Below are 25,180 nucleotides of genomic sequence, written 5' to 3'. Positions count from 1 at the left end.
ACGGCATGCCGAAGTCAAGCGAGGCCTTTTTTGCCCCAAAAAAGCGCCATGAGGGCTTTTTTGGGGCTTTTTGGGGCGGTTTTGCTCGGTTGCCCGGCTTGGGACTAGCAGGCTTGAGCGGGCCGTGTTGTATTTTTTACGGGGGTGTTGTGTAAAAAAATGAACAAGGCTAAGCTCGATTCAAACCCATAACAGCAATAATACCGGGGTGCTTCATGTCTGGCCTGCCGTTAATCGGCATCACCACCTGCGCGAAACAGGTCGGTCTGCATGCTTTTCAGATCCGTGTCGAATGTTGCGAACGCGCATTCCCATTGATGATTCCATCCCCGATAAGCCCCTTCGATCCGGCCATTATTCTTGACGGCCAGGACGCTGTTCGCGTGCCCCGTTCATTTTCTTGTACTCACCCTTTTCATGACACCGGTCCTGCCTTTTTTGCGGTTGCCGCTCATTATCCTGCACGGGAGGCAAGCCTTTTGCTTTAGGAGTGCAACGGCACCCCAAATGGCGGTTAAGCTCCCACTCTGATGAACCAGCGACGCCGATGCGTCAACCGACGCCTGACCTTTAATGAACGTCAGGAAACCCAGCCCAGAGGCATTTATGAGTAACAACCTCGACCAGCTCACCGATTGGTTGAAAGACCACAAGATCACAGAAGTCGAATGCATGATTGGCGACCTCACCGGTATCACCCGGGGCAAGATCTCGCCGACCAACAAGTTCATCGCCGAGAAAGGCATGCGCCTGCCCGAGAGCGTTCTGTTGCAGACCGTGACCGGCGACTATGTCGAAGACGACATCTATTACGAATTGCTCGACCCGGCCGACATCGACATGATCTGCCGCCCCGACCAGAACGCGGTGTTCCTGGTGCCGTGGGCCATCGAGCCTACCGCCCAGGTGATCCACGACACCTACGACAAGCAAGGCAACCCGATCGAGCTGTCGCCGCGCAACGTGCTCAAGAAAGTCCTCAAGCTCTACGCCGACAAAGGCTGGCAGCCGATCGTGGCGCCGGAGATGGAGTTCTACCTGACCAAGCGCTGCGAAGACCCGGACTTCCCGCTGCAACCGCCGATCGGCCGTTCCGGGCGCCCGGAAACCGGTCGGCAGTCGTTCTCTATAGAAGCGGCCAACGAATTCGACCCGCTGTTCGAGGACGTCTACGACTGGTGCGAACTGCAGGAGCTGGACCTCGACACCCTGATCCACGAGGACGGCACGGCGCAGATGGAAATCAACTTCCGTCACGGCGACGCGCTGTCCCTGGCCGACCAGATCCTGGTGTTCAAGCGCACCATGCGTGAAGCCGCGCTCAAGCACGACGTGGCCGCCACCTTCATGGCCAAGCCGATGACCGGCGAGCCCGGCAGCGCGATGCACCTGCACCAGAGCATCATCGACATCGCCACCGGCAAGAACGTCTTCTCCAATGAAGACGGGACCATGAGCCAACTGTTCCTCAACCACATTGGCGGCCTGCAGAAATTCATCCCCGAATTGCTGCCGCTGTTTGCCCCCAACGTGAACTCGTTCCGCCGCTTCCTGCCGGACACTTCGGCGCCGGTGAACGTGGAGTGGGGCGAAGAGAACCGCACCGTCGGCCTGCGCGTACCGGATGCCGGCCCGCAGAACCGTCGCGTGGAAAACCGCCTGCCGGGCGCAGACGCCAACCCGTACCTGGCGATCGCCGCCAGCCTGTTGTGCGGCTACATCGGCATGGTCGAAGGGCACAACCCAAGCGCGCCGGTCGTCGGCCGTGGTTACGAGCGGCGCAACCTGCGCCTGCCGTTGACCATCGAAGACGCGCTGGAACGTATGGAAAACAGCAAGACCATCGAGAAATACCTGGGTCACAAATTCATCACTGGCTACGTCGCGGTCAAGCGGGCCGAGCATGAAAACTTCAAGCGCGTGATCAGTTCGTGGGAGCGGGAGTTCCTGCTCTTCGCCGTCTGATGCGCCGGGCGCGCCCGTTGAACGGCGCGCCCTCCACTGAAAAGTCTAGGAGATTGGTATGTCCAGCAACAACCCGCAAACCCGTGAATGGCAAGCCTTGAGCAGTGATCACCACCTGGCGCCGTTCAGCGACTTCAAGCAGTTGAAAGAGAAAGGCCCACGGATCATTACTAAAGCCCACGGTGTTTACTTGTGGGACAGCGAAGGCAACAAGATCCTCGACGGCATGGCCGGCCTGTGGTGCGTGGCGATCGGTTACGGTCGCGATGAACTGGCTGACGCCGCCGCCAAGCAGATGAAAGAACTGCCGTACTACAACCTGTTCTTCCAGACCGCCCACCCGCCGGTGCTGGAACTGGCCAAGGCGATCTCCGACGTTGCACCGGCCGGCATGAACCACGTGTTCTTCACCGGTTCCGGCTCCGAAGGCAACGACACCATGTTGCGCATGGTCCGCCACTATTGGGCGATCAAGGGCCAGCCGAACAAGAAAATCATCATCAGCCGCAAGAATGGCTACCACGGCTCCACCGTGGCCGGCGCCAGCCTCGGCGGCATGACTTATATGCATGAGCAGGGCGATCTGCCGATCCCGGGCATCGTCCACATCGCCCAGCCGTACTGGTTTGGCGAAGGCGGCGACATGAGCCCCGAAGAGTTCGGTGTGTGGGCCGCCAACCAGCTGGAAGCGAAGATTCTGGAACTGGGCGTGGACAATGTCGGCGCCTTCATTGCCGAGCCGATCCAGGGCGCCGGTGGCGTGATCGTGCCGCCGGACAGCTACTGGCCGCGCATCAAGGAAATCCTCGCCAAGTACGACATCCTGTTCGTCGCCGACGAGGTGATCTGCGGTTTCGGCCGTACCGGCGAGTGGTTCGGCAGCGATTTCTACGACCTCAAGCCGGACATGATGACCATCGCCAAGGGCCTGACCTCGGGCTACATCCCGATGGGTGGCCTGATTGTGCGCGACGAGGTGGTGGCGGTGCTGAATGAAGGCGGCGATTTCAACCACGGCTTCACCTACTCCGGTCACCCGGTGGCCGCGGCGGTCGCTCTGGAAAACATCCGCATCATGCGCGATGAACAAATTATTAAGCGTGTGCATGATGAAACGGCACCGTATTTGCAGAAACGTCTGAGGGAGCTGGCTGATCATCCGTTGGTGGGTGAAGTGCGTGGTGTCGGCATGCTCGGTGCGATTGAACTGGTTCAGGACAAAGCGACGCGCAAGCGTTACGAAGGCCGCGGTGTTGGCATGATCTGCCGAACCTTCTGCTTCGAGAATGGCCTGATCATGCGCGCCGTGGGTGACACCATGATCATTTCACCGCCGCTGGTGATCAGCAAGACCGAAATCGACGAGCTGGTGACCAAGGCTCGTCATTGCCTGGACCTGACTTTGGCGGCATTGCAGGGCTAAGTGCTAGGCTCAGAACGCAGTGACTCTCGGGCGCTGCGTTCGGGCAGTTATAAAAGTGGGGGGTTAGTTGAAAGCCGGCCCCCTAACTTGCCAGACTGTAGTCCTGTTTTGCTGCCCTTCGACGGGCTGCCGAACAGCTGTATATCGATGAAGCATGCTGCGGCCCAAAAAAGAAAATTGGAGCATCACCAAATGAAGGCATTAGGTTTGAAGAACGCTGGCAAGACCCTCCTCGCGTTGTCCCTGATGGGCGCAATGGCGGGCGCGGCCCAGGCAGACGATAAAGTGCTGCACATCTATAACTGGTCCGACTACATTGCTCCGGACACCATCGCCAACTTTGAAAAAGAGTCGGGCATCAAAGTGGTGTACGACGTATTCGACAGCAACGAGACCCTTGAAGCCAAGTTGCTGGCAGGCAAGTCCGGTTACGACATCGTCGTACCGTCGAACAACTTCCTCGCCAAGCAGATCAAGGCCGGCGTCTACCAGGAGCTGGACAAGTCCAAGCTGTCCAACTACGAAAACCTGAACACGTCGCTGCTCAAGGCCGTGTCGGTCAGCGACCCGGACAACAAGCACGCTTTCCCGTACATGTGGGGTTCGATCGGCATCGGTTACAACCCGGAGAAGGTCAAGGCCGCGCTGGGTGTCGACAAGATCGATTCGTGGGACATCCTGCTCAAGCCGGAAAACATCGCCAAGCTCAAGAGCTGCGGTGTGAGCTTCCTCGATTCGCCAACCGAAATGCTGCCGATCGCGCTGCATTACCTGGGCCTGCCGACCGACAGCCAGAAGAAAGCCGACCTCAAGCAAGCTGAAGACCTGTTCCTGAAGATCCGTCCTTCGATCGGCTACTTCCACTCGTCCAAGTACATCTCCGACCTGGCCAACGGCAACATCTGCGTAGCCGTGGGTTACTCGGGTGACATCCAGCAGGCCAAATCCCGCGCGGCTGAAGCCGGTGGCAAGGTCAAAGTGGCGTATGACATTCCGAAGGAAGGCGCCGGCAGTTTCTATGACATGGTCGCCATCCCTAAAGATGCCGAAAACGTCGAAGCGGCCTACAAGTTCATGAACTACCTGCTCGAGCCGAAAGTCATGGCTGCGATCACCAACAGCGTGCGTTTCCCGAACGGTAACGAGAAAGCCACCGCATTGGTCGACAAAGACATCACCAGCGACCCAGGCATCTACCCGCCAGCGGACGTGCAAGCCAAGCTGTATGCCATTGCCGACTTGCCGGCAGCGACTCAGCGTGAAATGACCCGTAGCTGGACCAAAATCAAATCCGGTAAGTAAGCGAGGTAACCTGTAGGAGCGAGCTTGCTCGCGAAAATCGTCAACGATAACGCAGCGCCTCTGGTCGCCCGCGTTGCCTGTGAGTTCTTCGCGAGCAAGCTCGCTCCTACAAAGAGCGGCAGCCGTACAGTAATTAAATGACAGAAAGTTTTGCCGGATCGGTTTATCGAGGGTAAGTTGCGCGCCGGTTTTGTTGCCGGGCAACAACTTTGGGCCCAACTATTTAAGAGGACCTCCACTTGCCATTTTCTTTATTTCGCCAAGCCTTGCTGGTAGGTGCAGGTATCACGCTGGCTGTCAGCGTGCAGGCCGCATCGACTGTGCATGTTTATAACTGGTCGGACTACATCGGCCCCGACACCCTGGCCAACTTTGAAAAGGCCTCCGGTATCAAGCCTGTGTATGACGTGTTTGATTCCAACGAAACCCTGGAAGGCAAGTTGCTGGCCGGACGTACCGGTTACGACGTGGTGGTGCCGTCCAATCACTTCCTCGGCAAACAGATCAAGGCCGGGGCGTTCCAGAAGCTCGACAAGTCGTTGCTGACTCACTACGCCAACCTCGACCCGGCGCTGCTCAAGCGCCTGGAAAAGAACGACCCGGGCAACCAATACGCCGTGCCGTACCTGTGGGGCACCAACGGCATCGGTTACAACGTCGATAAAGTCAAAGAAGTGCTGGGCGTCGACAAGATCGACTCCTGGGCCGTGCTGTTCGAGCCGGAAAACATGAAAAAGCTTGCGACGTGCGGCGTGTCCTTCATGGACTCGGCAGATGAAATGCTGCCGGCGGTGCTCAACTATATGGGCCTGAACCCCAACAGCGAGAACCCCGAAGACTACAAGAAGGCCGAAGCGAAACTGCTGAAAGTGCGGCCTTATGTGACCTACTTCCATTCTTCCAAATACATCTCCGACCTGGCCAACGGCAACATCTGCGTGGCGGCCGGGTTCTCCGGCGATGTGTTCCAGGCCAAGGCCCGCGCAGCCGAGGCGGGCAAGGGCGTGAACATCGCCTATGCGATTCCGAAAGAAGGCGGCAACCTGTGGTTTGACGTGCTGGCGATCCCCAAGGACGCGACCAACGTTAAAGAAGCCCACGCCTTCATCAACTATTTACTGCAACCTGAGGTTATCGCTCAGGTCAGTGATTACGTCGGTTATGCCAACCCTAACCCAGGGGCGGACGCACTGATGGAGCAATCGATACGCACCGACGAAGCGGTTTACCCACCGCAGGCGGTTCTCGACCGGACATTTGTCAACTTCGAGCTACCCCCGAAAGTGCAGCGTTTAATGACCCGTAGCTGGACCAAGGTCAAGACGGGCAAGTAAGGCTCAAACTATCCTGGGTTCGCCCGCGTCGGGCGAACTGCACTCTTTTTTTTGGGAGTTTCGTAAATGGCAGTTGCCTCCGGCGCCTATAAGAAAGCCCTCGAGGGCGACCAGACACCGAAAAAGGTGCTGGTCAAAATCGACCGGGTCACGAAGAAGTTCGACGAGACGATTGCCGTGGACGATGTGTCCCTGGAAATCAAGAAAGGCGAGATCTTCGCCTTGCTCGGCGGTTCGGGTTCGGGCAAATCCACCTTGTTGCGCATGCTCGCAGGTTTCGAGCGCCCAACCGAGGGTCGCATCTACCTCGACGGTGTGGACATCACCGACATGCCGCCCTACGAGCGGCCGATCAACATGATGTTCCAGTCCTACGCGCTGTTCCCGCACATGACCGTGGCGCAGAACATCGCGTTTGGCCTGCAACAGGACAAGATCCCCAAGGCCGAAGTCGACGCCCGCGTGGCCGAGATGCTCAAGCTGGTGCAGATGAGCCAGTACGCCAAGCGCAAGCCGCACCAGTTGTCCGGTGGCCAGCGCCAGCGTGTGGCCCTGGCCCGTTCCCTGGCCAAGCGCCCGAAACTGCTGCTGCTCGATGAGCCGATGGGGGCGCTGGACAAGAAACTGCGTTCGCAGATGCAACTGGAACTGGTGGAAATCATCGAGCGCGTCGGCGTGACCTGCGTGATGGTGACCCACGACCAGGAAGAGGCCATGACCATGGCCGAGCGCATCGCGATCATGCACCTGGGCTGGATCGCGCAGATCGGCAGCCCGGTCGACATCTACGAGACGCCGACCAGCCGCCTGGTGTGCGAGTTTATCGGCAACGTCAACATCTTCGACACCCAGGTGGTCGACGACGCTGAAGGCCACGCAGTGCTCAAGTGCCCGGACCTGGACCGTGACATCTACGTCGGCTACGGCATCGCCACTTCGGTGGAAGACAAGTCGGTGACCTACGCCATCCGCCCGGAAAAACTGCTGGTCACCACCCAAATGCCGACCTGCGAGCACAACTGGTCCAGCGGCAAGGTCCACGACATCGCCTACCTCGGCGGGCACTCGGTGTTCTACGTCGAGTTGCCGAGCGGCAAGCTCGTGCAATCCTTCGTCGCCAACGCCGAACGCCGTGGCCAGCGCCCAACCTGGGGTGATCAGGTGTACGTGTGGTGGGAAGACGACAGCGGCGTGGTACTTCGCTCATGAACATGAAAAAATTCAAGCGCCAGCTGCAACGAATAACCCCCGGTGGCCGGCATGTGGTCATCGGGATCCCTTTCCTCTGGCTGTTCCTGTTCTTCATGCTGCCGTTCTTCATCGTCCTGAAGATCAGCTTTGCCGAAGCCGACGTGGCGATCCCGCCTTACACCGAGATCTACACCTTCGTTGAGCAGAAGCTGCAACTGGTGCTGAACCTGGCCAACTACGCGATGCTCGGCGACGATGAGTTGTACATCGCCGCGTACCTGGGCTCGCTGAAGATGGCGTTTTTCAGCACCCTGCTGTGCCTGGTGATCGGCTACCCGATGGCCTACGCGATTGCCAGTGCGCGCAAAGAGATGCAGACCGTCCTCGTGCTGCTGATCATGATGCCGACCTGGACCGCGATCCTGATCCGCGTGTACGCGTGGATGGGCATCCTCAGCAACAATGGCTTGCTCAACAGCTTCCTGATGTCCATCGGGCTGATCAACGAGCCGCTGCAGATCCTCAACACCAACATCGCGGTGTATATCGGCGTGGTCTATTCGTACCTGCCGTTCATGATCCTGCCGCTGTACGCCAACCTGGTGAAACACGACCAGAGCCTGCTGGAAGCTGCCTCGGACCTGGGTTCGAGCACCTTCAACAGCTTCTGGAAGATCACCGTGCCGCTGTCCAAGAACGGCATCATCGCCGGTTGCATGCTGGTCTTCATCCCGGTGGTGGGCGAGTTCGTGATCCCGGAACTGCTCGGCGGCCCGGAAACCCTGATGATCGGTAAAGTGTTGTGGCAAGAATTCTTCAACAACCGTGACTGGCCGGTGGCTTCTGCCCTGGCGGTGGTGATGCTGGCGATCCTGATCGTGCCGATCATCCTGTTCAACCGCAGCCAAGCCAAAGAGATGGAGGGCAAGATATGAAGCGCGTCAGTTTCTCAAGCTTCATGCTGGTGGCGGGGTTGTTGTTCATCTACCTGCCGATGCTGATCCTGGTGATCTACTCGTTCAACGAATCCAAGCTGGTGACGGTGTGGGGCGGTTGGTCGATCAAGTGGTACGTGGGCCTGCTGGACAACACCCAGTTGATGGGCTCGGTGGCGCGTTCCCTGGAAATCGCCTGCTACACGGCCATAGCGGCCGTGGCGCTGGGTACATTGGCGGCGTTCGTGCTGACGCGCATCAGCCAGTTCAAGGGCCGCACGCTGTTCGGCGGCCTGGTGACCGCGCCGTTGGTCATGCCCGAGGTGATCACCGGTCTGTCGCTGTTGCTGCTGTTCGTGGCGATGGCGCAGATGATCGGTTGGCCCCAGGAACGTGGCATCGTCACCATCTGGATCGCCCACACCACGTTCTGCGCGGCGTATGTGGCGGTGGTGGTGTCGGCGCGCTTGCGTGAGCTGGACCTGTCGATCGAAGAAGCGGCGATGGACCTGGGCGCGCGGCCGTGGAAGGTGTTCTTCCTGATCACCATCCCGATGATCGCGCCGTCGTTGGCGGCGGGTGGGATGATGTCCTTCGCGCTGTCCCTCGATGACCTGGTACTCGCCAGCTTCGTGTCGGGCCCGGGTTCGACCACCTTGCCGATGGAAGTCTTCTCGGCGGTGCGCCTGGGGGTCAAACCGGAGATCAACGCCGTGGCCAGCCTGATTCTGCTGGCGGTGTCGTTGGTGACTTTCCTGGTGTGGTTCTTCAGCCGACGTGCCGAAGAGATGCGCAAGAAGGCGATCCAGCAAGCGATCGAAGAAGCGGCCGCCGATGGCTGGCAGCAGCCGGACAAGCGTCGGGCGCCTGCACCGGTCTAATGGCCGACACGGTGCAAATGTGGGAGGGGGCTTGCCCCCGATAGCAGAGTGTCAGTCACTGAAGCTGTGACTGATCCACCGCCATCGGGGGCTTGCCCCCTCCCACATTTTGACCGCATTCCAGGTTGATCAGGCCGTCCACATCTGGATCACCCACACCACGTTCTGCGCGGCGTATGTGGCGGTGGTGGTGTCGGCGCGCTTGCGCGAGCTGGACCTGTCGATCGAAGAAGCGGCCAGCCGATGGCTGGCAGCAGCCGGACAAGCGTCGGGCGCCTGCGCCGGTCTAACGGCCGATACGGTGCAAATGTGGGAGGGGGCTTGCCCCCGATAGCAGAGTGTCAGTCACTGAAGCTGTGACTGATCCACTGCTATCGGGGGCAAGCCCCCTCCCACATTTTGACCGCATTCCAGGTTGATCAGGCCGTCCACGGCGACTGGCGAATCACCTCGACAAAGTTCATCGGCTTGAACCCTGGTTCCTGATCCACCAGCACATCGGTCTTCACGTTGCCGAACGTGGTCTGCGGGCGATGGCGCAAGCCGTCGGCGAACGCGCAGATGATGCATTCCTTGAACCCTTCACCGCGTGGATGTGCATGCACCACGACTTCGCGCTGCACGGGGGTAAATGCGGCGTAGTCCATGCCCAGCACGTCCATCTCGACGCCGGCGGTGACCAGCGCCACGGTCGGCCGCAGATGCTGTGGCACGCCCGGCGTGGTGTGCAGTGCGATGGACAGCCACACCTGTTCGATGTCGTCATCGCTCAGCCCATGCGGCTTGAGGAAGTCCGCCGCCGCGTTGGCGCCGTCGACTTCGAAACGCTGGTCGTCGCTGCGATGGCCTTCGACCAGGCCCAGGTCATGGAACATCGCGCCGACGTAAAGCAGCTCCGGGTTATAGGCCAGTTGCTTGCGCTCACCGCTCAACGCGCCGAACAGAAACACCCGGCGCGAGTGGTGGTAGAGCAGGTCGGATTCGATATCGCGGATGTAGTCGGTGGTGGCCCTGGCCAGGGCGCTGTCCGGGATCTTGATGCCGGCGATGCTGGTGCTCATGGTCGTTCTCCGCAAGAAAGCGCCAGGGTGGCGCCGAGGCAGCCAGTCTGGTCGCGCGCCGGGGAAGGGGCTATCGCAGCGAGGGTGCGATGTCGGCCAATGTGCTGCTACATCGTGCCAAGTGAAAGTCGGCTAGGGTGTAGCAGGCGATATCGCCCTTGAAGCCTGCGAAAATCCAAAGGTGGAAGGGCGTTTGCTCCCTCCCACAAGGGTTCTGTGTTTATCCGGTTAGGTAAAGGTGTGCCTGTTCATGAGCAAGACCGTCGGCATTCTGATTTTCCCCGGCGTCCAGTCACTGGACGTGACCGGCCCGCTGGATGTGTTCTGCGAAGCGAACCGTTTCCTGTCGCCCGACGACCAGTACCAGTTGGACGTGATCGGCCTGGACCACGGCAATATGGCCTGTTCCAACGGCCTGTCGTTGCAGGCCCATCGGCATTACCGCGAAGCGTTGCAAGCCTATGACCTGCTTCTGGTCGCCGGCGGGCCGCAGTTGCCTTTCGAGGATTTCGGCGCGCACTTCGATGATTGGCTGCGCGGGGCCGCGGCGCGGGCGCAGCGCTTCGGTTCGATTTGCAACGGCGCTTTCATACTGGCCCGCGCCGGCCTGCTCGACGGGAAAACCGTCACCACCCATTGGGGCGATGCCGCCGACCTGGCGCGGTTGTGCCCCAGCACCCGGGTCGAGGCCGACCATCTCTATATGCAGGACGGTAACCTCTACACCTCGGCCGGGGTCACGGCGGGGATCGACCTGTCGCTGTACCTGCTGGCCCAGGACCACGGGCCAGAAGTGGCGTTGAGCGTGGCCAAGCGCTTGGTGGTGTTCACCCAGCGTGCGGGCGGGCAGTCGCAGTTCAGCCCGTTCCTCACGCCCCACGCCGAAACCACCTCGGCGGTGGCGCTGGTGCAAGTGTATGTGCTGGCGAATCTGACCGGCGATCTGACCATCGCGGACCTGGCCAACGCGGCCAATATGAGTGCGCGCAACTTCTCCCGGGTGTTCGCCCGTGAAGCGCGGATCACCCCGGCGGAGTTCGTCGAGCGGGCGCGGGTGGATGCGGCGCGGGTGATGCTCGAAAGCAGCCGCGCACCGCTCAAGACCGTGGCCTATCAATGCGGGTTTCGCGATGCCCAGCACATGCGCAGCGTGTTCAACCGCCGACTGGGGGTGACGCCGCAACAGTTCCGGCTCAACTTCGCCGCGCCGGTGTAGGGGCAACACCGCAGATACAAGCCCCCTCCCACATTTTGACCGCGTTCCAGGCGGTCAGCGGGCTGGCAGCAGCTTCAGCGTACCGCGCGTATTGGCCGTGATTTCCTCGTCGCTGAAATGCGCCTGCTCATAGCCGCCCTCGATATACGTTTCCGCCTGGTCCCCATAGTGCTTGTCGAACGGCACACCGCTTTGCCCCACCGGGTTGATGGTCAGCGCGTGGGGCACGTCGGCGAAGTCGATCAGGCGCCGGGTCGACGGGCCGTAGGTCACCGGCCATGGTGCCGGGCCGATATTGGCTGACTGGTTGTTCGGCACTTCGTGGCTGCCCGGCGCGGGGAAGGGGCCGACGTTGACGAGCCGGTCCAGCGGTTTCTGCGAGCCCAGCGGGTGGCCGTGGGTCAGCGTATGGGCCTTGCCCCACTGCCATTGGCCCGGGTCATCGCCGAAGGTCGCCTTGAGGTGCGCGAGGCTGTTGTCCCAGGCGAGCTTGACGGTGTCGGCACGCTTGCCGTTCCACCAGGGCGAATCCGGGCTCGCGGCCAGGCGGGGCAACGCCGCATCGATCACCCGCGTGCTGAGCAGGGTCTTGAACATGGCGTCGCCGAGTTTCGGGTGGAAGGCCGCGTCAGCCAGGTTGAACAGGAACTGGTTGAACAGCGTGGCGCTGGTGGAGTCCAGCGGATAATCGCCTTTCCAGGCCGCCAGTTGCTCCACCAGTTGCAACTGCGCCGGGTCCTTGACCACCTCGCGCAGCACCGGCAACAGCGGTGCCAGCAGGCGCGGGCCGAAGGCGGTGGTGGTGCCCAGTTGCAGGGCCTGGCTGTTGTTCACGTCCCACTTCACGCGCTTGTCGCTCAACTGCGCGTTCAACTGCTGGCCACGGTCGGCGAGGTTGTAATAGCCGGGGATCTCCATGCCGCTGGGCGACACCGGCTGCGCATTGGCCGACACCAGATAGCCACGCGCCGGGTTTTCTTCCTGGGGGTTGGCGCTGAACGGGTAGAAGCCCAGCTTGTCGGCCTGGGCCGTGCTGCCGTCGAGGATAAACCCGGGGTTGACGCCGGCCGGGCGGATCGGCAACTGCGCCGCCGCCCACCAGCCGATATCTCCCTGGGCATTCGCCCACACAATGTTCAGCCCCGGCGCCGACACCTTGGCCGCCGCGGCACGGGCCTTGGCCAGGGTGTCGGCGCGGTTGAGCTGGTAGAACCCTTCGAGGATCGGGTTCTGGGTGTCGAGGAACGCCCACCACATCGCGATCGGCGTCTTGCCGGCGTTCTCGCCGAGCACGTCATTGATGATCGGGCCGTGGGGCGATTGACGCAGGGTCAAGGTGACCGGTGCCTGGCCCTTGACCGCGATCTGTTGCTCGCTGCGGGTCATGTCGACCCATTGGCCGTGGTACCAGACCTGGTTGGCGTTGTCCGGATTGACCTGCTCGGCGATCAGGTCGAGGTCGTCGTTCTGGAACATGGTCAGGCTCCAGCCGAAATCCAGGTTGTGCCCCAGGAACGCCACCGGCACCAGTGCGTTGTGATAGCCGTACAACTCAAAGCCCGGCGCCGACAGCTGCGCCTCGTACCACACCGACGGCACTGAGAAGCGGATATGCGGGTCACCCGCCAGCAACGGCTTGCCGCTCTGGGTGCGGCTGCCGCTGATCGCCCAGGCGTTGCTGCCTTCGAACTGCGGCAAGCCGTTGTCGGCCAGGGCCTGTTCACTCAGGGCCGCGATGGCGCCGAGGTTTTGCCAGTCGCTGGCGGCCAGGTTGAGCGCGCCCTTGGGTTGCCAGGCGAGGTCGAACACGTTCAGGTAATCGCTGCCCAACTGGTCGCGTACATAGGTCAGCAATGGTTCGGTACGAAACGCCGCAGCAAAGCTGTAGGCCATATACCCGGCGACGCTGATGGTGTCCTCGGCGGTAAACGGCCGCTTGGGGATGCCCAGCACATCGAACTCCATCGGGCTGGCGTGGTTGTCCTGATACTGGTTGATCCCGTCCAGATAGGCTTGCAGGGCCTTCCAGTGCGCCGATTCGTGGTCCAACTGCGCCACATAAGTGGCGGAGCGCTCGCGAATGCGCAGGCTGCGGAACAGTTTGTCGGTGTCCAGCAGCTTGGGGCCGAGCACTTCGGCCAATTCGCCGCGCGCCAGGCGTCGCATGATTTCCATCTGGAACAGCCGGTCCTGGGCATGCACATAGCCCAGGGCGCGGTACAGGTCGGTCTCGTTCTCGGCGCGGATATGCGGCACGCCACGCTCGTCGTAGCGCACCGTGACCGAGCCTTGCAGGTTCGCCAGCGTCACGGCGCCCTGGCGGGTGGGTTGCTTGCTGTAGACGTACCAGCCGGCACCGACGGCGATCAGCGCCAGCAGCACCGCGAGAACCTGCAAGAGGCGCTTCATGAACATTCCTTACCAAGAGTGGGGCGACGGGCTACGAACCGGTTGGCCACGAACAATAGCAGCCCACCGCCAGGGTGTGAGTGGCATTCACTGCGCGGCCTGCTGCAAGGGCCTTGAGGATCGGCTCGATAAAACTGTTGCTGGCGTTGCACGTCAGCCCTTCGCTGTAGGGCCCGAAATACGCGAGCTTGCCGCTGCGGTCCCAGATCGCCACGGCCGGGGTCGCGGGTATCTGATCGGCGCCGGGCAGGCTGCTGAGGATTTTCATCTGGCGCAGGTTGTCGGGCAACTGGCCGTGGCTGCCGGGTTTCTGCAGGGCGTAGAACTCGACGCCCTGGGGCGCGTAGTGCTCGATCAATTCGCCGAGGTGCTGCTGGTTGCCGACGTTGCACGGGCAGGCCGGGTCCCAGAAATGCACGAGGCGGATTGGGCCGGGGCCGGCGAGGTCGTCGGGCAGGCGTAGGGCGTCGCCGGAAAACACCGCCGTGTGTTCGCTGAAGGCACGCAGGTAGCGGCCTTGGAACCAGTCATACGCCGCCCATAACACGCCGGCGCAGAGGATCAGCAGCAGGCTGGCGAACAGGGTGGTGCGGTAGGGCTGTCGCATTCAGATCAATCCTCGAAGGACGCGTAGCTTGCCATGCTTGCCCCGACAGATGAATATCGCAGCTCGATATTCCTCTGCGCAGCGCGTGAAGCCCCAAGTCTGGAACCTCTTATGCCCGTCACCTTTGACCCCGATCACCTGCGCGACAGCTTGCGGCCCCTGGTGGATGCGCAGCCGCTCAGCGCCGAGGCGCGGGTCTATCAGCGCTTCTATGGGCTGGATCTGCGCGCGCGCCAGGTGCCGGCGGTGAGCCGCCTTGGCCGGTTCGAGGTCGATGGGTTCGCGGTGGTCGTCCAGGTGTGGTGGCCGCCGGTGCCGGTGGCGACGATGTTCATGTTCCACGGGTTCTACGACCATATGGGGCTGTACCGCCACGTCGTCGACTGGGCGCTGGACCAGGGTTTCGTGGTGATCGCCTGCGACCTGCCGGGCCATGGCTTGTCCAGCGGCGCGCGGGCCAGTATCGATGATTTTGCGGTGTACCAGGACGTGGTGCAGGCGCTGTTCGCCCAGGCCGAAGCGCTGCACCTGCCACGGCCCTGGCATCTGTTCGGGCAAAGCACCGGCGGCGCGGTGGTGGTGGATCACTTGCTCAACCATGGCGCCGACAGCCCGGCCCAGGGTAAGACTTTTCTGCTTTCACCCTTGGTGCGTCCGCGTGGGTGGGGCTGGTCGCAGGTCAGCTATTACCTGCTGCGGCCGTTCGTCAAAGGCATCGCCCGACGGTTCAGCGAAAACACCAATGACCCGGCCTTCAAGCCGTTCCTCGAAGCCGACCCCTTGCAGCCGCGCCAATTGCCGACCGCCTGGGTCGGGGCACTGGCGCGCTGGATCAGGCAAATCGAAGCCGCACCGCGCAGCCCGCGGCGGCCGCTGATTGTGCAGGGCGAAGAGGATATGACGGTGGATTGGCAGCACAACCTGCAGGTGCTGCGGGGCAAGTTCGATCAGCCGGAGGTGTTGATGCTCAAGCGTGGCCGGCATCACTTGGCCAATGAGATCCCGGAGATTCGCCAGGAATACTTCAAGTACCTCACCGACCACCTGAAATAACGCGGACCAAATGTGGGAGGGGGCTTGCCCCCGATAGCAGGGTGTCAGTCAGCACATCTGATACTGACCCACCGCTATCGGGGGCAAGCCCCCTCCCACATTTCCTACTGCGCCAGGCTTGAGGTGCTTTGACCGACCGCCAGCCCTGCGCGCACGGCCGCAAGCGCCGCCTGGTAATACGCCTTACCCTGCGGCGACTCGGCAAACGTAGCGAATTCTTCCAGCTCCGGGTCGGACAAATCCCGATAGACGTACAGCAACGTGTTGTTCAGGTCATTGCCGATCTGTTGCATCAGCCGTTCGCGTTGTCCATCCAGCATGCCCTGGGCCTGGCCGCCGCCCAACAGGCCGGGGATCATCTGGCTCAAGCTGTCGGCAGCCACGCCGGCGATCGCCAAGCTGACTTCGGCGCCGGCTTCGCGGGCGGGCAGGGCCTGGGCCAGGTGGCCGATGATCAGGCTGCGGGTGGCGTCGGCTTCGATGTGCGGCAGGCCTTGGGCATTTTTTGCCAGCTGGTCGCGGCGGGTGGCCAGCAGTTCGGCAGCGACAATCTTGCGCCCCAGCGGCGACTGGAAAAACGCCAGGGCCGGTGCCGGGTCCGCCAGGTGCTTGCGCAGTTGGGCTTCGGCGCGCCGGTCCACGGCCTGGGCGGCGAAGCGCTTGTTGCTGTTGTCGACCAGCGCCTGGTACACCGCTGGCGGCAGGCTGTTGCGGTAGCGTTGCTGGGCGGCACTGAGGGCGTCATTGAAATGCGCGCGTTGTTCGGCCCAGCCGGCGACCTTGTACAACTGGTCATGGCCGTCTGCCCAAGCGGGCAAAACGCAGAACATCAGCAAGGAAAAAAACAAACGACGCATATGGACTCCTGTCAGTCGGCCACTATTGTCCGTGTCGGGCGTAGGATTTGTCGAGAAGTCCTATCAGTCACCTGACTAAAGTGCGTTCAGACGCTCAGCGGCTCTGTCGGATTCACAGGCGTATGGATACTATGCGCGCCATGCAAATATCCCACGATCACCCATTGCTGCAACGCATTGTCGACGACCTGGCCGAAAAGGGCTGGTCGCAGCAAAACAGCTTCCTGCCCCAGGCTCTGACCCTGGAACTGGCGGCTGAGTGCCGTAAACGTGCGGCTGAAGGTGAACTGGCCCCGGCGGCGGTCGGGCGCGGGCCGGCCCAGGAGATTCGCGAGGGTATTCGTGGCGACCATATCCAGTGGCTGGAGGAGGGCGACGCCGTCGTCTGCGACCGCTATATGGCGGTGATGGACAGCCTGCGCCTGGCGATAAACCGCAGCTTGTTCCTCGGCCTGGAAGATTTCGAAAGCCATTTCGCGATGTACCCGCCGGGGGCGTTTTACCTCAGGCACCTGGACCGGTTTCGCGACGACGACCGGCGCACGGTCTCGGCGGTGATCTACTTGAACGACGAGTGGCTGCCGGAACACGGCGGCCAGTTGCGCATGTACCTCAAGGACGGCGTCGAACTCGACGTGGTGCCCAGCGGGGGTTGCCTGGTGGTGTTCCTGTCCGGCGAAGTGCCCCACGAAGTGCTGCCTGCTACCCGCGAGCGCCTGTCGCTGACCGGCTGGTTTCGTCGGCGCGGTAACGAGCCGTTTTAAGCATGGAAAAAATTCTCGTCAGCCGCTGTCTGCTCGGGCACAAAGTGCGCTACGACGGCGGTGCCAGCGGGCCGTTCGATCAACTGGCGGCATGGCAGGCCGAGGGCCGCGTGGTTGCGATCTGCCCGGAAGTGGCGGGCGGTTTGCCCACGCCCAGGCCTTCCGCCGAGATTCCGGGCGGGCAGGGTATCGACGTGTGGGAGGGCCGCGCCCAGGTGCTGACCGCCGCGGGCGAGGACTTCAGCGCCGCCTTCCTCGACGGCGCCCGCCAGGCGTTGGCGCTGGTGCAGCGCCACAATATCCGTATCGCCGTGCTCAAGGCCAATAGCCCGTCCTGTGGCAATGTGCTGACCTATGACGGCACTTTCAGCGGTGTGAAGGTGAGCGGCGAGGGTGTCACGGCGGCGCTGCTCAAGCGCCATGGGGTGTTGGTGTTCAGTGAGTTGGAGTTGCTTGAGGCGGCGCAAGCCCTGGCCCGTCTCCCAAGCCCTCCCACATTTTGATTTACTGTGCTTTGGCTTCCGCCGTGTCGCTTTCGAGCCACTTCTGCCCCAGCGCCTTCAACCGGCCATCGGCTTTCACCCGTTGCAGCGCATTGTCCAGGCTCGCCTTGAACGCCGGGTTGCCCTTCTGGAACGGAATGGCCAGCGCCGGCTTGTCGCGATAAGGCTCACTGAAATCGAACTGATCCTGCAACTCGGCAGTCATAGCGATATGGTTGATGGCCACATCGTACTTGCCGCTTGCCACGCCGGGCAGCATGTCACTGTCGTCGGTGGTGATGAACGAGGGGCGCACATCCATCTCTTTGGCCAGTTGTTCACCGAGTTCCACTTCAAAACCGGTGAGTTTCTCGCCGTCCTTGAAGTTGAAGGGCGGGGTATTGGCCTCGAGGGCGATGCGCAGTTCACCGCGGTCAAACACATCATCGATCAATTCGGCGTGAGCCAAGGGGCTCATCAGAGGAAGCAGCAGTAACAGGCCAGGCGAAAAGCGCATGGTCACTCCTAAATAATTCGAATGTGCGAGGCGCGGTTCAGCATCGCTTTGTTATGGTGTTGAGTGCCTTGGACAGCAATTAGTCGCTAAGTTGTCATAACCCTACAAATTTCATAGAAAAGTGGAGAAGCGAATGAAAGCCCTTTTGTCTCGTGTAACGATTGCCGGCGTACTATTGGGTGCTTCGATGTTGGTGACCGCCGCAGACGGCATCCCTCGCAGCGCGCCACCTGAAAATGCCAAAGTGTTTATCGTTTCGCCGAAAGACGGCGCCACCGTCGATAAAACCTTCACCGTCAAATTCGGCATGGAAGGTCTGAAACTGGCCCCGGCCACCGACCAGACCCCAGGCACCGGCCACCATCACCTGCTGGTCGACCAGAAGGCGCTGCCCGACGCCAGCGTGCCGATCCCGGCCACCGACAGCGTAATCCACTTCGGCAAGGCCCAGACCGAAACCGAGCTGACCCTGACCCCTGGCAAGCACACCTTGCAACTGGTCGCCGGCGATAAACTGCACATGCAGTTCAACCCGACTGTAGCGTCGAAAGTGATCACGGTTAACGTCAAGTAAGATTTGTTCAGACAAAAAAATGGGAGACCCCTGCGGGCCTCCCATTTTTCGTAGGGCGTTTGGAGCGTTAGAACAACACGCGGCAACGAATCGTGCCGTTGATGTGTTGCAGCTTCTGTTGCGCCAGGTCCGAGTACTCGGCGTCGACGTCGATCACCACGTAGCCGACCTTCTCGTTGGTCTGCAGGAACTGACCGGAAATGTTGATGCCGTTTTCCGCGAAGACCTTGTTGATCTCCATCATCACACCCGGGATGTTCTGGTGGATGTGCAGCAGACGGTGCTTGCCAGGGTGAGCCGGCAGGGCCACTTCCGGGAAGTTGACCGAGGACACCGACGTACCGTTGTCGCTGTACTTGACCAGCTTTTCCGAGACTTCCAGGCCAATGTTGGCCTGGGCTTCAGCGGTGGAGCCGCCGATGTGCGGGGTCAGGATCACGTTGTCCAGGCCACGCAGCGGGCTTTCGAAGATGTCGTCGTTGGAGCGTGGCTCCACCGGGAACACGTCGATGGCGGCGCCGATCAGGTGCTTGTCCTTGATCGCGTCGGCCAGGGCGTCCAACTCGACCACGGTGCCGCGGGCGGCGTTGATCAGGATGCCGCCTTTCTTGATCGCGCGGATTTCCTTCTCGCCGATCATCCACTGGGTCTCAGCGGTTTCCGGCACGTGCAGGGTGACGATGTCGGACATGCCCAGCAGCTCGGTCAGGCTCGACACTTGCGTGGCGTTACCCAGTGGCAGCTTGGTCAGGGTGTCATAGAAGAACACCTGCATGCCCAGGCTTTCGGCCAGGACCGACAGTTGAGTGCCGATCGAACCGTAACCGATGATCCCCAGCTTCTTGCCGCGGATTTCGAAGGAGTTGGCTGCGCTCTTGATCCAGCCGCCACGGTGGCAGGAGGCATTCTTCTCCGGAATGCCGCGCAGCAGCAGGATGGCCTCGGCCAGCACCAGCTCCGCGACGGAACGGGTGTTGGAGTACGGTGCGTTGAACACCGCGATGCCGCGCTCGCGCGCTGCGTTAAGGTCGACCTGGTTGGTGCCGATGCAGAAACAGCCGACCGCCACGAGTTTCTTGGCGTGATCGAAGACCTCTTCGGTCAGTTGAGTGCGGGAGCGAATGCCGATGAAGTGCGCGTCGGCGATCTTTTCCTTGAGCTGGGCTTCCGGCAGAGAACTGGTGATGTACTCAATGCTGGTATACCCGGCGGCTTTCAGAACTTCGACAGCCGATGGGTGGACGCCTTCCAGAAGAAGGAACTTGATCTTGCTCTTATCGAGAGAAGTCTTGCTCATCTGCGTAAACCTGTATCCCGGAGAAAAATGGCAGGGAATCGGATCGCCGGATGTGTCCTGATTCACCAATACTGTTCCCGTTTGACGGCGTCTGTTGCCGTCATGCTGCGTTGCCGCTCCTCCCCATAGCCCCAGCTATGAGTCGTCGCGGCGCCTTGCCTGACGACAACAGCCACTCGTCAAACAGAAACGTATTGGTAAATCAGGGCACAGAGCTGACCCGGACGGCAGGAAAGCCGTCACCGCAGAACGCCCTTGGGCTCTGTCCTACGGGGGCGGTATGCTAGCATACGCGCCCCGCTAAACACCTATTCCTGCGACGTGAAGCGTTCTCAGGATGACCATGAATTGTTCGAGAGTTCTGTCGATGACCCATCCTGCCCTGATTGATGAGCTAAAGACCCTGGTTGAGCCCGGCAAAGTGCTGACCGACGCCGACTCCCTGGAGGCTTACGGCAAGGATTGGACCAAGCACTTCGCCCCGGCCCCGACTGCCATCGTATTCCCCAAGACGGTTGAACAGGTGCAGGCCATCGTGCGCTGGGCCAATGAGCACAAGGTCGCGCTGGTGCCGTCCGGTGGGCGTACCGGCCTGTCGGCTGCCGCCGTTGCGGCCAATGGTGAAGTGGTCGTCTCGTTCGACTATATGAACCAGATCCTCGAGGTGAACCTCACCGACCGCACCGCCAAGTGCCAGCCGGGCGTGGTCACCAAGCAATTGCAGAACGTCGCCGAAGAGCACGGCCTGTACTACCCGGTGGACTTCGCTTCGTCCGGTTCGAGCCAGATTGGCGGCAATATCGGCACCAATGCCGGCGGGATCAAGGTCATTCGCTACGGTATGACCCGTAACTGGGTCGCCGGCATGAAGGTCGTCACCGGCAAAGGCGACGTGCTGGAACTGAACCGCGACCTGATCAAGAATGCCACCGGCTACGACATGCGCCAGCTGTTCATCGGCGCCGAAGGCACCCTGGGTTTTGTCGTGGAAGCCACCATGCGCCTGGACCGTGCGCCGAAAAACCTCACCGCGATGGTGCTCGGCACCACCGACTTCGACGCGATCATGCCGGTGTTGCACGCATTCCAGAGCAAGCTGGACCTGACCGCTTTTGAGTTTTTCTCTGACAAGGCCCTGGCCAAAGTCCTCGGCCGTGGTGACGTGCCGGCGCCGTTCGAGACCGAGTGCCCGTTCTACGCACTGCTGGAATTCGAAGCCACCACCGAAGAAGTCGCCAACCACGCCCTGGAAACCTTCGAGCACTGCGTCGAGCAGGGCTGGGTGCTGGACGGCGTGATGAGCCAGAGCGAAACCCAGCTGCACAACCTGTGGAAACTGCGCGAGTACATCTCCGAGACCATTTCCCACTGGACGCCGTACAAGAACGACATTTCGGTCACGGTGTCGAAAGTGCCGGCATTCTTGAAGGAAATTGACGCGATCGTCGGCGAACACTACCCCGACTTCGAAATCGTCTGGTTCGGCCATATCGGCGACGGCAACCTGCACCTGAACATCCTCAAGCCGGAAAACCTGAGCAAGGATGAGTTCTTCGCCAAGTGCGCCACCGTGAACAAGTGGGTGTTCGAAACCGTGGCGAAGTACAACGGCTCGATCTCCGCCGAACACGGCGTGGGCATGACCAAGCGCGACTACCTGACCTACAGCCGCTCGCCGGTTGAAATCGAATACATGAAGGCCGTGAAAGCGGTGTTTGACCCGAACGGGATCATGAACCCCGGCAAGATCTTCGCTGTTTAACCGCCCCTGAAGGAGTCGTTCCATGAGCTACCAGCACAAGTATGTCGACGGCACCAACATCCACTTCCCGGTGGGTAAAGTGGTGTGTATTGGGCGCAACTACGCCGAACATGCCAAGGAACTGGATAACCCGGTACCGACCGAGCCGTTGCTGTTCATCAAGCCGGGCAGCTGCGTTGTGGCGCTGGAAGGCGGTTTCAGCATCCCGACCGAACGCGGTTCGGTGCATTACGAAGCGGAAATTGCGGTGCTGATCGGCAAACCCCTGTCGACCAAGCCCAGCCGCGAAGAAGTGCTCGATGCCATCTCCGGCTTCGCCCCGGCCCTGGACCTGACCCTGCGCGACAAGCAGGCCGAATTGAAAGCCAAGGGCTTGCCGTGGGAAATCGCCAAGTCCTTCGACGGCGCGGCGGTGATCGCGCCGTTCGTGGTCGGCAGCACCTTCCCGGACCTGACCGATATCGGCATTCGCCTGAGCATCAACGGCGAAGTGCGCCAGAATGGCAACAGCGCGGCCATGCTCAACCCAATCATCCCGATGATCCAGTACATGGCCGGCTGCTTCTCGCTGCAGGCCGGCGACGTGATCCTCACCGGCACCCCCGCTGGCGTTGGGCCGTTGAATGTCGGTGACAAGCTGGTGCTGGAACTGTCCGGTGTGACCCGCTTCGAAAGCAGCGTTCGCTAACTTCGGCACAACCCTGTGGCGAGCGAACAAGCTCGCTCGCCACAGGTCCCGCACCCGTTTCGGTTGTTTGCATTTTTTTCACACCCCATCCGGATAATCTTCAGCCTCTAGCGCGCGGGCCGGTTATTCCTGTGCTTTCACCTAACGCTGACTTTCCGGAAAAAGCGCCCAATGGCCGTGTCCCTGCCTACCTTTACCCCCAAGCCACGCTCTCGTTTTGCTCTGCGCTGGTATTCCTGGCTGCTTCTGGTTGGGGCGATCGTGTATGGCGTTGCCTGGGCCATGCATTGGGACGATCGCGGTGTGTTGTGGGTCGTGGAGCGTTTTGAAAGCCCGGCCAAACGCCAAGCGAGCGTGTGGCTCCCGGATTACCGCGCCGTCATCGACGCCAAGCTGCTGCCCGGTATGGAGAAGGACGAGGCCTCGGACCTGTCCTACAACCCGCAGACGAAAACCCTGTTTTCCGTCATGGGCAAAAATCCATTCCTCGTCGAGTTGACCCTGCAAGGCGATGTGCTGCGCAAGATGCCCCTTAACGGTTGGAACAACCCGGAAGGTGTGACGGTGATGGAAAACGGCCTGATGGCCGTGGTCGATGAACGCCAGCACAGCCTGACCATCGTCAAGGTCGACGCCAGCACCACGGCGTTGAACAAGGCCGACTTCCCGAGTTACGACCTGGGCCCGTCCAAAGACCAGAACAAAGCTTTTGAAGGCGTCACCTGGGACAAGCGCAACCAGCAGTTCGTGCTCGGCGAAGAACGCCCGCCGGCGCTGTTCACCTGGAAAAGCGACGGCAGCCAGACCCTGGTCGGTGACAAGCAAAAGCTCGCCAATACAAAGCTCGACATGCGCAACCTCTCGGCGCTGGCCATCGATCCGCGCACCGGGCACCTGCTGGCGCTGTCGGCCGAGTCCCACCTGCTGCTGGAACTGGATGAAAAGGGCGAGCCAGTCAGCTTCATGACCTTGCTCGGCGGCTTCAACGGCCTCAAGAACACGATCTCGCGTGCCGAAGGCGTGACCCTGGACGAGAACGGCAACCTCTACATGGTCAGTGAGCCGAACCTGTTCTATCGTTTCGAAAAACAGAAATAACAACCGATTACGTCGGATATTTCTCTATCCGCGGCATACGCCACACACCGGGCGCGTTTAAGTTTAAATTCAGGCGGGCGTGATATTCATTCGCCATTTTTGACTTTGAGCCCGCCCGATGCGTCGACTTGCCCGCCCCAAACCGGCTTTTTTCATACTGGTGCTGATCGCCTTGATGGGCGCGGGCGTTGTCGCACAACAGTTTCGTCTGTTCGAACGGGCCTGGTTCAATTGGCAGGTGTGGGGCCAGCCTGTTGACGAACGCGCCATTGGCCTGGCGGATTACCGGGTCAGCGTCGAGGGCCAGGTGATCGAAGGCCTGGAAGACGACGTCTCCGCGCTGACCTACGACCCGGTGCGTAAAAGCCTGTTTACCGTCACCAACAAAAACGCCGAGCTGGTCGAGCTGTCCCTCGCTGGCAAGATCCTGCGACGGATTCCCCTGGTCGGCTTCGGGGATGCCGAGGCCGTGGAATTTATCAGCGACAACATCTATGTCATCAGCGATGAGCGCCAACAGCGCCTGATCAAGGTGCATGTGGACGACGATACGCAGTTCCTCGACGCCGCCGATGCGGAGCAGATGACCCTGGGTGTGCATGTGGGGGGCAACAAGGGGTTTGAAGGGCTTGCCTACGACTCGGTGGGCAAGCGCCTGTTCGTGGCGAAGGAACGCGACCCGATGGTGATCTATGAGGTTCACGGGTTTCCCCATTTCAAACCGGAAAAAACCTACTCGGTCCACGTCATCAACAACCCCAAGCGCGATGCCGGGCTGTTCGTGCGCGACCTGTCGAGCCTGCAATACGACGAACGCAGCGGCCATTTACTGGCGCTGTCGGATGAATCGTTCCTGGTGTTGGAGCTGGATATCGACGGTCGCCCGTTAAGCAGTTTGTCGCTGCTTAACGGGCGCCATGGCCTGAATGCGCGGGTGCCGCAGGCCGAAGGGATCGCCATGGATGACGTGGGTACGTTGTACCTGGTCAGCGAGCCGAACCTGTTCTACGTGTTCAAGAAACCAGAATCCTGAACACACCGCCGACCCCACATTCGGTTGTGCATCAGGCCTTGAGGGTTTTCACGCCTTCCGCGGTGCCCAGCAGCAGCACGTCAGCCGGGCGTGCGGCGAACAGGCCGTTGGTGACCACGCCGACGATGGCGTTGATCTGCGTCTCAAGCTCCACCGGGTTGGTGATCTGCATGTTGTACACGTCGAGGATGATGTTGCCGTTGTCGGTCAACACGCCTTCGCGGTACACCGGGTCGCCGCCCAGCTTCACCAGCTCGCGGGCCACGTGGCTGCGGGCCATCGGGATCACTTCCACCGGCAGCGGGAAGGCGCCGAGTACCGGCACCAGTTTGCTGGCGTCGGCGATGCAGATAAAGGTCTTGGCCACGGCCGCGACGATCTTCTCGCGGGTCAGGGCCGCGCCACCGCCCTTGATCAGGTTCAGGTGCGCGTCGCTTTCATCGGCGCCGTCGACGTAGAACTCCAGGTCGCTGACGGTATTGAGCTCGTACACCGGAATGCCATGGCCCTTGAGGCGCGCGGCGGTGGCTTCGGAGCTGGCCACGGCGCCATCGAACGCGCCCTTGTGCTTGGCCAGCGCATCGATGAAGCAGTTGGCGGTGGAGCCGGTGCCGACGCCGACGATGCTCTTGTCATCGAGTTTAGGAAGGATTAAATCGACGGCGGCCTGGGCCACTGCCTGTTTGAGTTGATCCTGGGTCATGCGGGCTCCGGAACGGGCGGGGAGTAGA

The 25,180-nt window shown here is 61.2% G+C and carries 24 protein-coding genes and 1 pseudogene; 18 read left to right on the top strand and 7 right to left on the bottom strand.

What is annotated here, in order from left to right:
* Nucleotides 1–215: 215 nt before the first annotated feature.
* The 9 genes and pseudogenes from NR164_RS04640 to NR164_RS04600 all read left to right on the top strand — a co-directional run.
* Entirely contained in the window at nucleotides 216–488 is a 273-nt protein-coding gene (locus NR164_RS04640) for a gamma-glutamyl-gamma-aminobutyrate hydrolase family protein (RefSeq protein WP_256822365.1), read from the top strand.
* Between the two features lie 118 nt (nucleotides 489–606).
* Nucleotides 607–1,965, top strand: coding sequence for a glutamine synthetase family protein (locus tag NR164_RS04635; RefSeq protein ID WP_017845082.1), 1,359 nt, complete (start codon nucleotides 607–609; stop codon nucleotides 1,963–1,965).
* 58 nt (nucleotides 1,966–2,023) lie between these two features.
* Nucleotides 2,024–3,388 carry an aspartate aminotransferase family protein gene (locus NR164_RS04630; RefSeq protein ID WP_017845081.1) on the top strand — a complete coding sequence of 455 codons (1,365 nt, stop codon included), beginning with the start codon at nucleotides 2,024–2,026 and terminating at the stop codon, nucleotides 3,386–3,388.
* 207 nt (nucleotides 3,389–3,595) lie between these two features.
* Nucleotides 3,596–4,690, top strand: a complete 1,095-nt coding sequence (locus NR164_RS04625) for a polyamine ABC transporter substrate-binding protein (protein WP_026139797.1) — start codon at nucleotides 3,596–3,598, stop codon at nucleotides 4,688–4,690.
* A gap of 239 nt (nucleotides 4,691–4,929) precedes the next feature.
* Nucleotides 4,930–6,024: a polyamine ABC transporter substrate-binding protein gene (locus tag NR164_RS04620; RefSeq protein WP_017845079.1), complete on the top strand. Its 1,095-nt coding sequence runs from the start codon at nucleotides 4,930–4,932 to the stop codon at nucleotides 6,022–6,024.
* 66 nt (nucleotides 6,025–6,090) lie between these two features.
* The gene (locus NR164_RS04615; protein ID WP_017845078.1) at nucleotides 6,091–7,233 is read left to right on the top strand and encodes an ABC transporter ATP-binding protein; all 1,143 of its coding nucleotides are present in this window, start codon (nucleotides 6,091–6,093) and stop codon (nucleotides 7,231–7,233) included.
* Nucleotides 7,230–8,150, top strand: a complete 921-nt coding sequence (locus NR164_RS04610) for an ABC transporter permease subunit (protein ID WP_046381716.1) — start codon at nucleotides 7,230–7,232, stop codon at nucleotides 8,148–8,150. Before NR164_RS04615 ends, NR164_RS04610 begins: the two co-directional genes overlap by 4 nt.
* Nucleotides 8,147–9,031 (top strand): ABC transporter permease subunit, encoded by an 885-nt coding sequence (locus tag NR164_RS04605; RefSeq protein WP_046381717.1) that lies wholly within the window; start codon nucleotides 8,147–8,149, stop codon nucleotides 9,029–9,031. The genes NR164_RS04610 and NR164_RS04605 overlap by 4 nt, the downstream gene beginning before the upstream one ends.
* Nucleotides 9,032–9,167: 136 nt before the next feature.
* A pseudogene (locus NR164_RS04600) lies at nucleotides 9,168–9,269 on the top strand (putrescine ABC transporter permease PotI); the annotation flags it as partial.
* Nucleotides 9,270–9,450: 181 nt separating this feature from the next.
* Here NR164_RS04600 and NR164_RS04595 read toward each other — a convergent pair.
* Entirely contained in the window at nucleotides 9,451–10,092 is a 642-nt protein-coding gene (locus NR164_RS04595; protein WP_256822364.1) for an HD domain-containing protein, read from the bottom strand.
* Nucleotides 10,093–10,342: 250 nt separating this feature from the next.
* On the opposite strand from NR164_RS04595, the gene NR164_RS04590 reads away from it, so the two are divergent.
* Nucleotides 10,343–11,308, top strand: coding sequence for a GlxA family transcriptional regulator (locus NR164_RS04590; RefSeq protein WP_108524848.1), 966 nt, complete (start codon nucleotides 10,343–10,345; stop codon nucleotides 11,306–11,308).
* Between the two features lie 54 nt (nucleotides 11,309–11,362).
* Here the strand turns inward: NR164_RS04590 and NR164_RS04585 are convergent, their stop codons facing one another.
* Both NR164_RS04585 and NR164_RS04580 read right to left on the bottom strand, forming a co-directional pair.
* Nucleotides 11,363–13,717: a penicillin acylase family protein gene (locus NR164_RS04585; RefSeq protein WP_256822363.1), complete on the bottom strand. Its 2,355-nt coding sequence runs from the start codon at nucleotides 13,715–13,717 to the stop codon at nucleotides 11,363–11,365.
* A gap of 31 nt (nucleotides 13,718–13,748) precedes the next feature.
* The gene (locus tag NR164_RS04580; protein ID WP_046381720.1) at nucleotides 13,749–14,324 is read right to left on the bottom strand and encodes a DUF6436 domain-containing protein; all 576 of its coding nucleotides are present in this window, start codon (nucleotides 14,322–14,324) and stop codon (nucleotides 13,749–13,751) included.
* A gap of 111 nt (nucleotides 14,325–14,435) precedes the next feature.
* Here NR164_RS04580 and NR164_RS04575 point away from each other — a divergent pair, with 111 nt between their 5' ends.
* On the top strand, nucleotides 14,436–15,377 hold the full coding sequence (locus NR164_RS04575) for an alpha/beta hydrolase (protein WP_256822362.1): 942 nt from the start codon (nucleotides 14,436–14,438) through the stop codon (nucleotides 15,375–15,377).
* Between the two features lie 104 nt (nucleotides 15,378–15,481).
* On the opposite strand, the gene NR164_RS04570 is transcribed toward NR164_RS04575, so the two are convergent.
* Nucleotides 15,482–16,234, bottom strand: a complete 753-nt coding sequence (locus NR164_RS04570) for a DUF2059 domain-containing protein (RefSeq protein ID WP_017845071.1) — start codon at nucleotides 16,232–16,234, stop codon at nucleotides 15,482–15,484.
* Between the two features lie 131 nt (nucleotides 16,235–16,365).
* On the opposite strand from NR164_RS04570, the gene NR164_RS04565 reads away from it, so the two are divergent.
* Both NR164_RS04565 and NR164_RS04560 read left to right on the top strand, forming a co-directional pair.
* Nucleotides 16,366–16,998 (top strand): 2OG-Fe(II) oxygenase, encoded by a 633-nt coding sequence (locus NR164_RS04565; RefSeq protein WP_177031846.1) that lies wholly within the window; start codon nucleotides 16,366–16,368, stop codon nucleotides 16,996–16,998.
* Nucleotides 16,999–17,000: 2 nt separating this feature from the next.
* Nucleotides 17,001–17,501 (top strand): DUF523 domain-containing protein, encoded by a 501-nt coding sequence (locus NR164_RS04560; protein ID WP_079444887.1) that lies wholly within the window; start codon nucleotides 17,001–17,003, stop codon nucleotides 17,499–17,501.
* Nucleotide 17,502: 1 nt separating this feature from the next.
* Here NR164_RS04560 and NR164_RS04555 read toward each other — a convergent pair whose 3' ends face one another.
* Nucleotides 17,503–17,997: a transporter substrate-binding domain-containing protein gene (locus NR164_RS04555; RefSeq protein WP_079444886.1), complete on the bottom strand. Its 495-nt coding sequence runs from the start codon at nucleotides 17,995–17,997 to the stop codon at nucleotides 17,503–17,505.
* 133 nt (nucleotides 17,998–18,130) lie between these two features.
* On the opposite strand from NR164_RS04555, the gene NR164_RS04550 reads away from it, so the two are divergent.
* The gene (locus NR164_RS04550) at nucleotides 18,131–18,571 is read left to right on the top strand and encodes a DUF4399 domain-containing protein (RefSeq protein WP_046381724.1); all 441 of its coding nucleotides are present in this window, start codon (nucleotides 18,131–18,133) and stop codon (nucleotides 18,569–18,571) included.
* A 67-nt stretch (nucleotides 18,572–18,638) separates the two neighbouring features.
* Here NR164_RS04550 and serA read toward each other — a convergent pair whose 3' ends face one another.
* On the bottom strand, nucleotides 18,639–19,868 hold the full coding sequence (gene serA / locus NR164_RS04545) for a phosphoglycerate dehydrogenase (protein ID WP_017845066.1): 1,230 nt from the start codon (nucleotides 19,866–19,868) through the stop codon (nucleotides 18,639–18,641).
* Nucleotides 19,869–20,235: 367 nt separating this feature from the next.
* Between serA and NR164_RS04540 the strand changes: the two genes are divergently transcribed.
* The 4 genes from NR164_RS04540 to NR164_RS04525 all read left to right on the top strand — a co-directional run bounded on the left by NR164_RS04540 (nucleotide 20,236) and on the right by NR164_RS04525 (nucleotide 24,449).
* Nucleotides 20,236–21,630 carry an FAD-binding oxidoreductase gene (locus NR164_RS04540; RefSeq protein WP_046381725.1) on the top strand — a complete coding sequence of 465 codons (1,395 nt, stop codon included), beginning with the start codon at nucleotides 20,236–20,238 and terminating at the stop codon, nucleotides 21,628–21,630.
* 22 nt (nucleotides 21,631–21,652) lie between these two features.
* On the top strand, nucleotides 21,653–22,318 hold the full coding sequence (locus NR164_RS04535; protein WP_017845064.1) for a fumarylacetoacetate hydrolase family protein: 666 nt from the start codon (nucleotides 21,653–21,655) through the stop codon (nucleotides 22,316–22,318).
* A gap of 171 nt (nucleotides 22,319–22,489) precedes the next feature.
* On the top strand, nucleotides 22,490–23,416 hold the full coding sequence (locus NR164_RS04530) for an SdiA-regulated domain-containing protein (protein ID WP_256822360.1): 927 nt from the start codon (nucleotides 22,490–22,492) through the stop codon (nucleotides 23,414–23,416).
* A gap of 118 nt (nucleotides 23,417–23,534) precedes the next feature.
* Complete coding sequence (locus NR164_RS04525; protein WP_046381727.1) at nucleotides 23,535–24,449, top strand: SdiA-regulated domain-containing protein; 915 nt, start codon at nucleotides 23,535–23,537, stop codon at nucleotides 24,447–24,449.
* A gap of 31 nt (nucleotides 24,450–24,480) precedes the next feature.
* Here the strand turns inward: NR164_RS04525 and rpiA are convergent, their stop codons facing one another.
* Entirely contained in the window at nucleotides 24,481–25,152 is a 672-nt protein-coding gene (gene rpiA / locus NR164_RS04520; RefSeq protein ID WP_017845061.1) for a ribose-5-phosphate isomerase RpiA, read from the bottom strand.
* Nucleotides 25,153–25,180: the final 28 nt, after the last annotated feature.

Source organism: Pseudomonas sp. Pse79, from assembly GCF_024519615.1.
GTDB classification, from domain to species: domain Bacteria; phylum Pseudomonadota; class Gammaproteobacteria; order Pseudomonadales; family Pseudomonadaceae; genus Aquipseudomonas; species Aquipseudomonas veronii.
Note: the sequence above shows the minus strand (reverse complement) of the source record. Positions and strands in the feature narration are given on the sequence as shown.

What these genes read in the sequence shown, in the direction of transcription:
- NR164_RS04570 (WP_017845071.1), bottom strand. Translation starts at nt 16,234, where the DNA reads ATGCGTCGTTTGTTTTTTTCCTTGCTGATGTTCTGCGTTTTGCCCGCT.
- NR164_RS04575 (WP_256822362.1), top strand. Translation starts at nt 14,436, where the DNA reads ATGCCCGTCACCTTTGACCCCGATCACCTGCGCGACAGCTTGCGGCCC.
- NR164_RS04590 (WP_108524848.1), top strand. Translation starts at nt 10,343, where the DNA reads ATGAGCAAGACCGTCGGCATTCTGATTTTCCCCGGCGTCCAGTCACTG.
- NR164_RS04595 (WP_256822364.1), bottom strand. Translation starts at nt 10,092, where the DNA reads ATGAGCACCAGCATCGCCGGCATCAAGATCCCGGACAGCGCCCTGGCC.
- NR164_RS04610 (WP_046381716.1), top strand. Translation starts at nt 7,230, where the DNA reads ATGAACATGAAAAAATTCAAGCGCCAGCTGCAACGAATAACCCCCGGT.
- NR164_RS04555 (WP_079444886.1), bottom strand. Translation starts at nt 17,997, where the DNA reads ATGCGCTTTTCGCCTGGCCTGTTACTGCTGCTTCCTCTGATGAGCCCC.
- NR164_RS04565 (WP_177031846.1), top strand. Translation starts at nt 16,366, where the DNA reads ATGCGCGCCATGCAAATATCCCACGATCACCCATTGCTGCAACGCATT.
- NR164_RS04640 (WP_256822365.1), top strand. Translation starts at nt 216, where the DNA reads ATGTCTGGCCTGCCGTTAATCGGCATCACCACCTGCGCGAAACAGGTC.
- NR164_RS04580 (WP_046381720.1), bottom strand. Translation starts at nt 14,324, where the DNA reads ATGCGACAGCCCTACCGCACCACCCTGTTCGCCAGCCTGCTGCTGATC.
- rpiA (WP_017845061.1), bottom strand. Translation starts at nt 25,152, where the DNA reads ATGACCCAGGATCAACTCAAACAGGCAGTGGCCCAGGCCGCCGTCGAT.
- NR164_RS04615 (WP_017845078.1), top strand. Translation starts at nt 6,091, where the DNA reads ATGGCAGTTGCCTCCGGCGCCTATAAGAAAGCCCTCGAGGGCGACCAG.
- NR164_RS04535 (WP_017845064.1), top strand. Translation starts at nt 21,653, where the DNA reads ATGAGCTACCAGCACAAGTATGTCGACGGCACCAACATCCACTTCCCG.
- NR164_RS04585 (WP_256822363.1), bottom strand. Translation starts at nt 13,717, where the DNA reads ATGAAGCGCCTCTTGCAGGTTCTCGCGGTGCTGCTGGCGCTGATCGCC.
- NR164_RS04540 (WP_046381725.1), top strand. Translation starts at nt 20,236, where the DNA reads ATGACCCATCCTGCCCTGATTGATGAGCTAAAGACCCTGGTTGAGCCC.
- NR164_RS04635 (WP_017845082.1), top strand. Translation starts at nt 607, where the DNA reads ATGAGTAACAACCTCGACCAGCTCACCGATTGGTTGAAAGACCACAAG.
- NR164_RS04530 (WP_256822360.1), top strand. Translation starts at nt 22,490, where the DNA reads ATGGCCGTGTCCCTGCCTACCTTTACCCCCAAGCCACGCTCTCGTTTT.
- NR164_RS04560 (WP_079444887.1), top strand. Translation starts at nt 17,001, where the DNA reads ATGGAAAAAATTCTCGTCAGCCGCTGTCTGCTCGGGCACAAAGTGCGC.
- NR164_RS04525 (WP_046381727.1), top strand. Translation starts at nt 23,535, where the DNA reads ATGCGTCGACTTGCCCGCCCCAAACCGGCTTTTTTCATACTGGTGCTG.
- NR164_RS04605 (WP_046381717.1), top strand. Translation starts at nt 8,147, where the DNA reads ATGAAGCGCGTCAGTTTCTCAAGCTTCATGCTGGTGGCGGGGTTGTTG.
- NR164_RS04550 (WP_046381724.1), top strand. Translation starts at nt 18,131, where the DNA reads ATGAAAGCCCTTTTGTCTCGTGTAACGATTGCCGGCGTACTATTGGGT.
- NR164_RS04630 (WP_017845081.1), top strand. Translation starts at nt 2,024, where the DNA reads ATGTCCAGCAACAACCCGCAAACCCGTGAATGGCAAGCCTTGAGCAGT.
- serA (WP_017845066.1), bottom strand. Translation starts at nt 19,868, where the DNA reads ATGAGCAAGACTTCTCTCGATAAGAGCAAGATCAAGTTCCTTCTTCTG.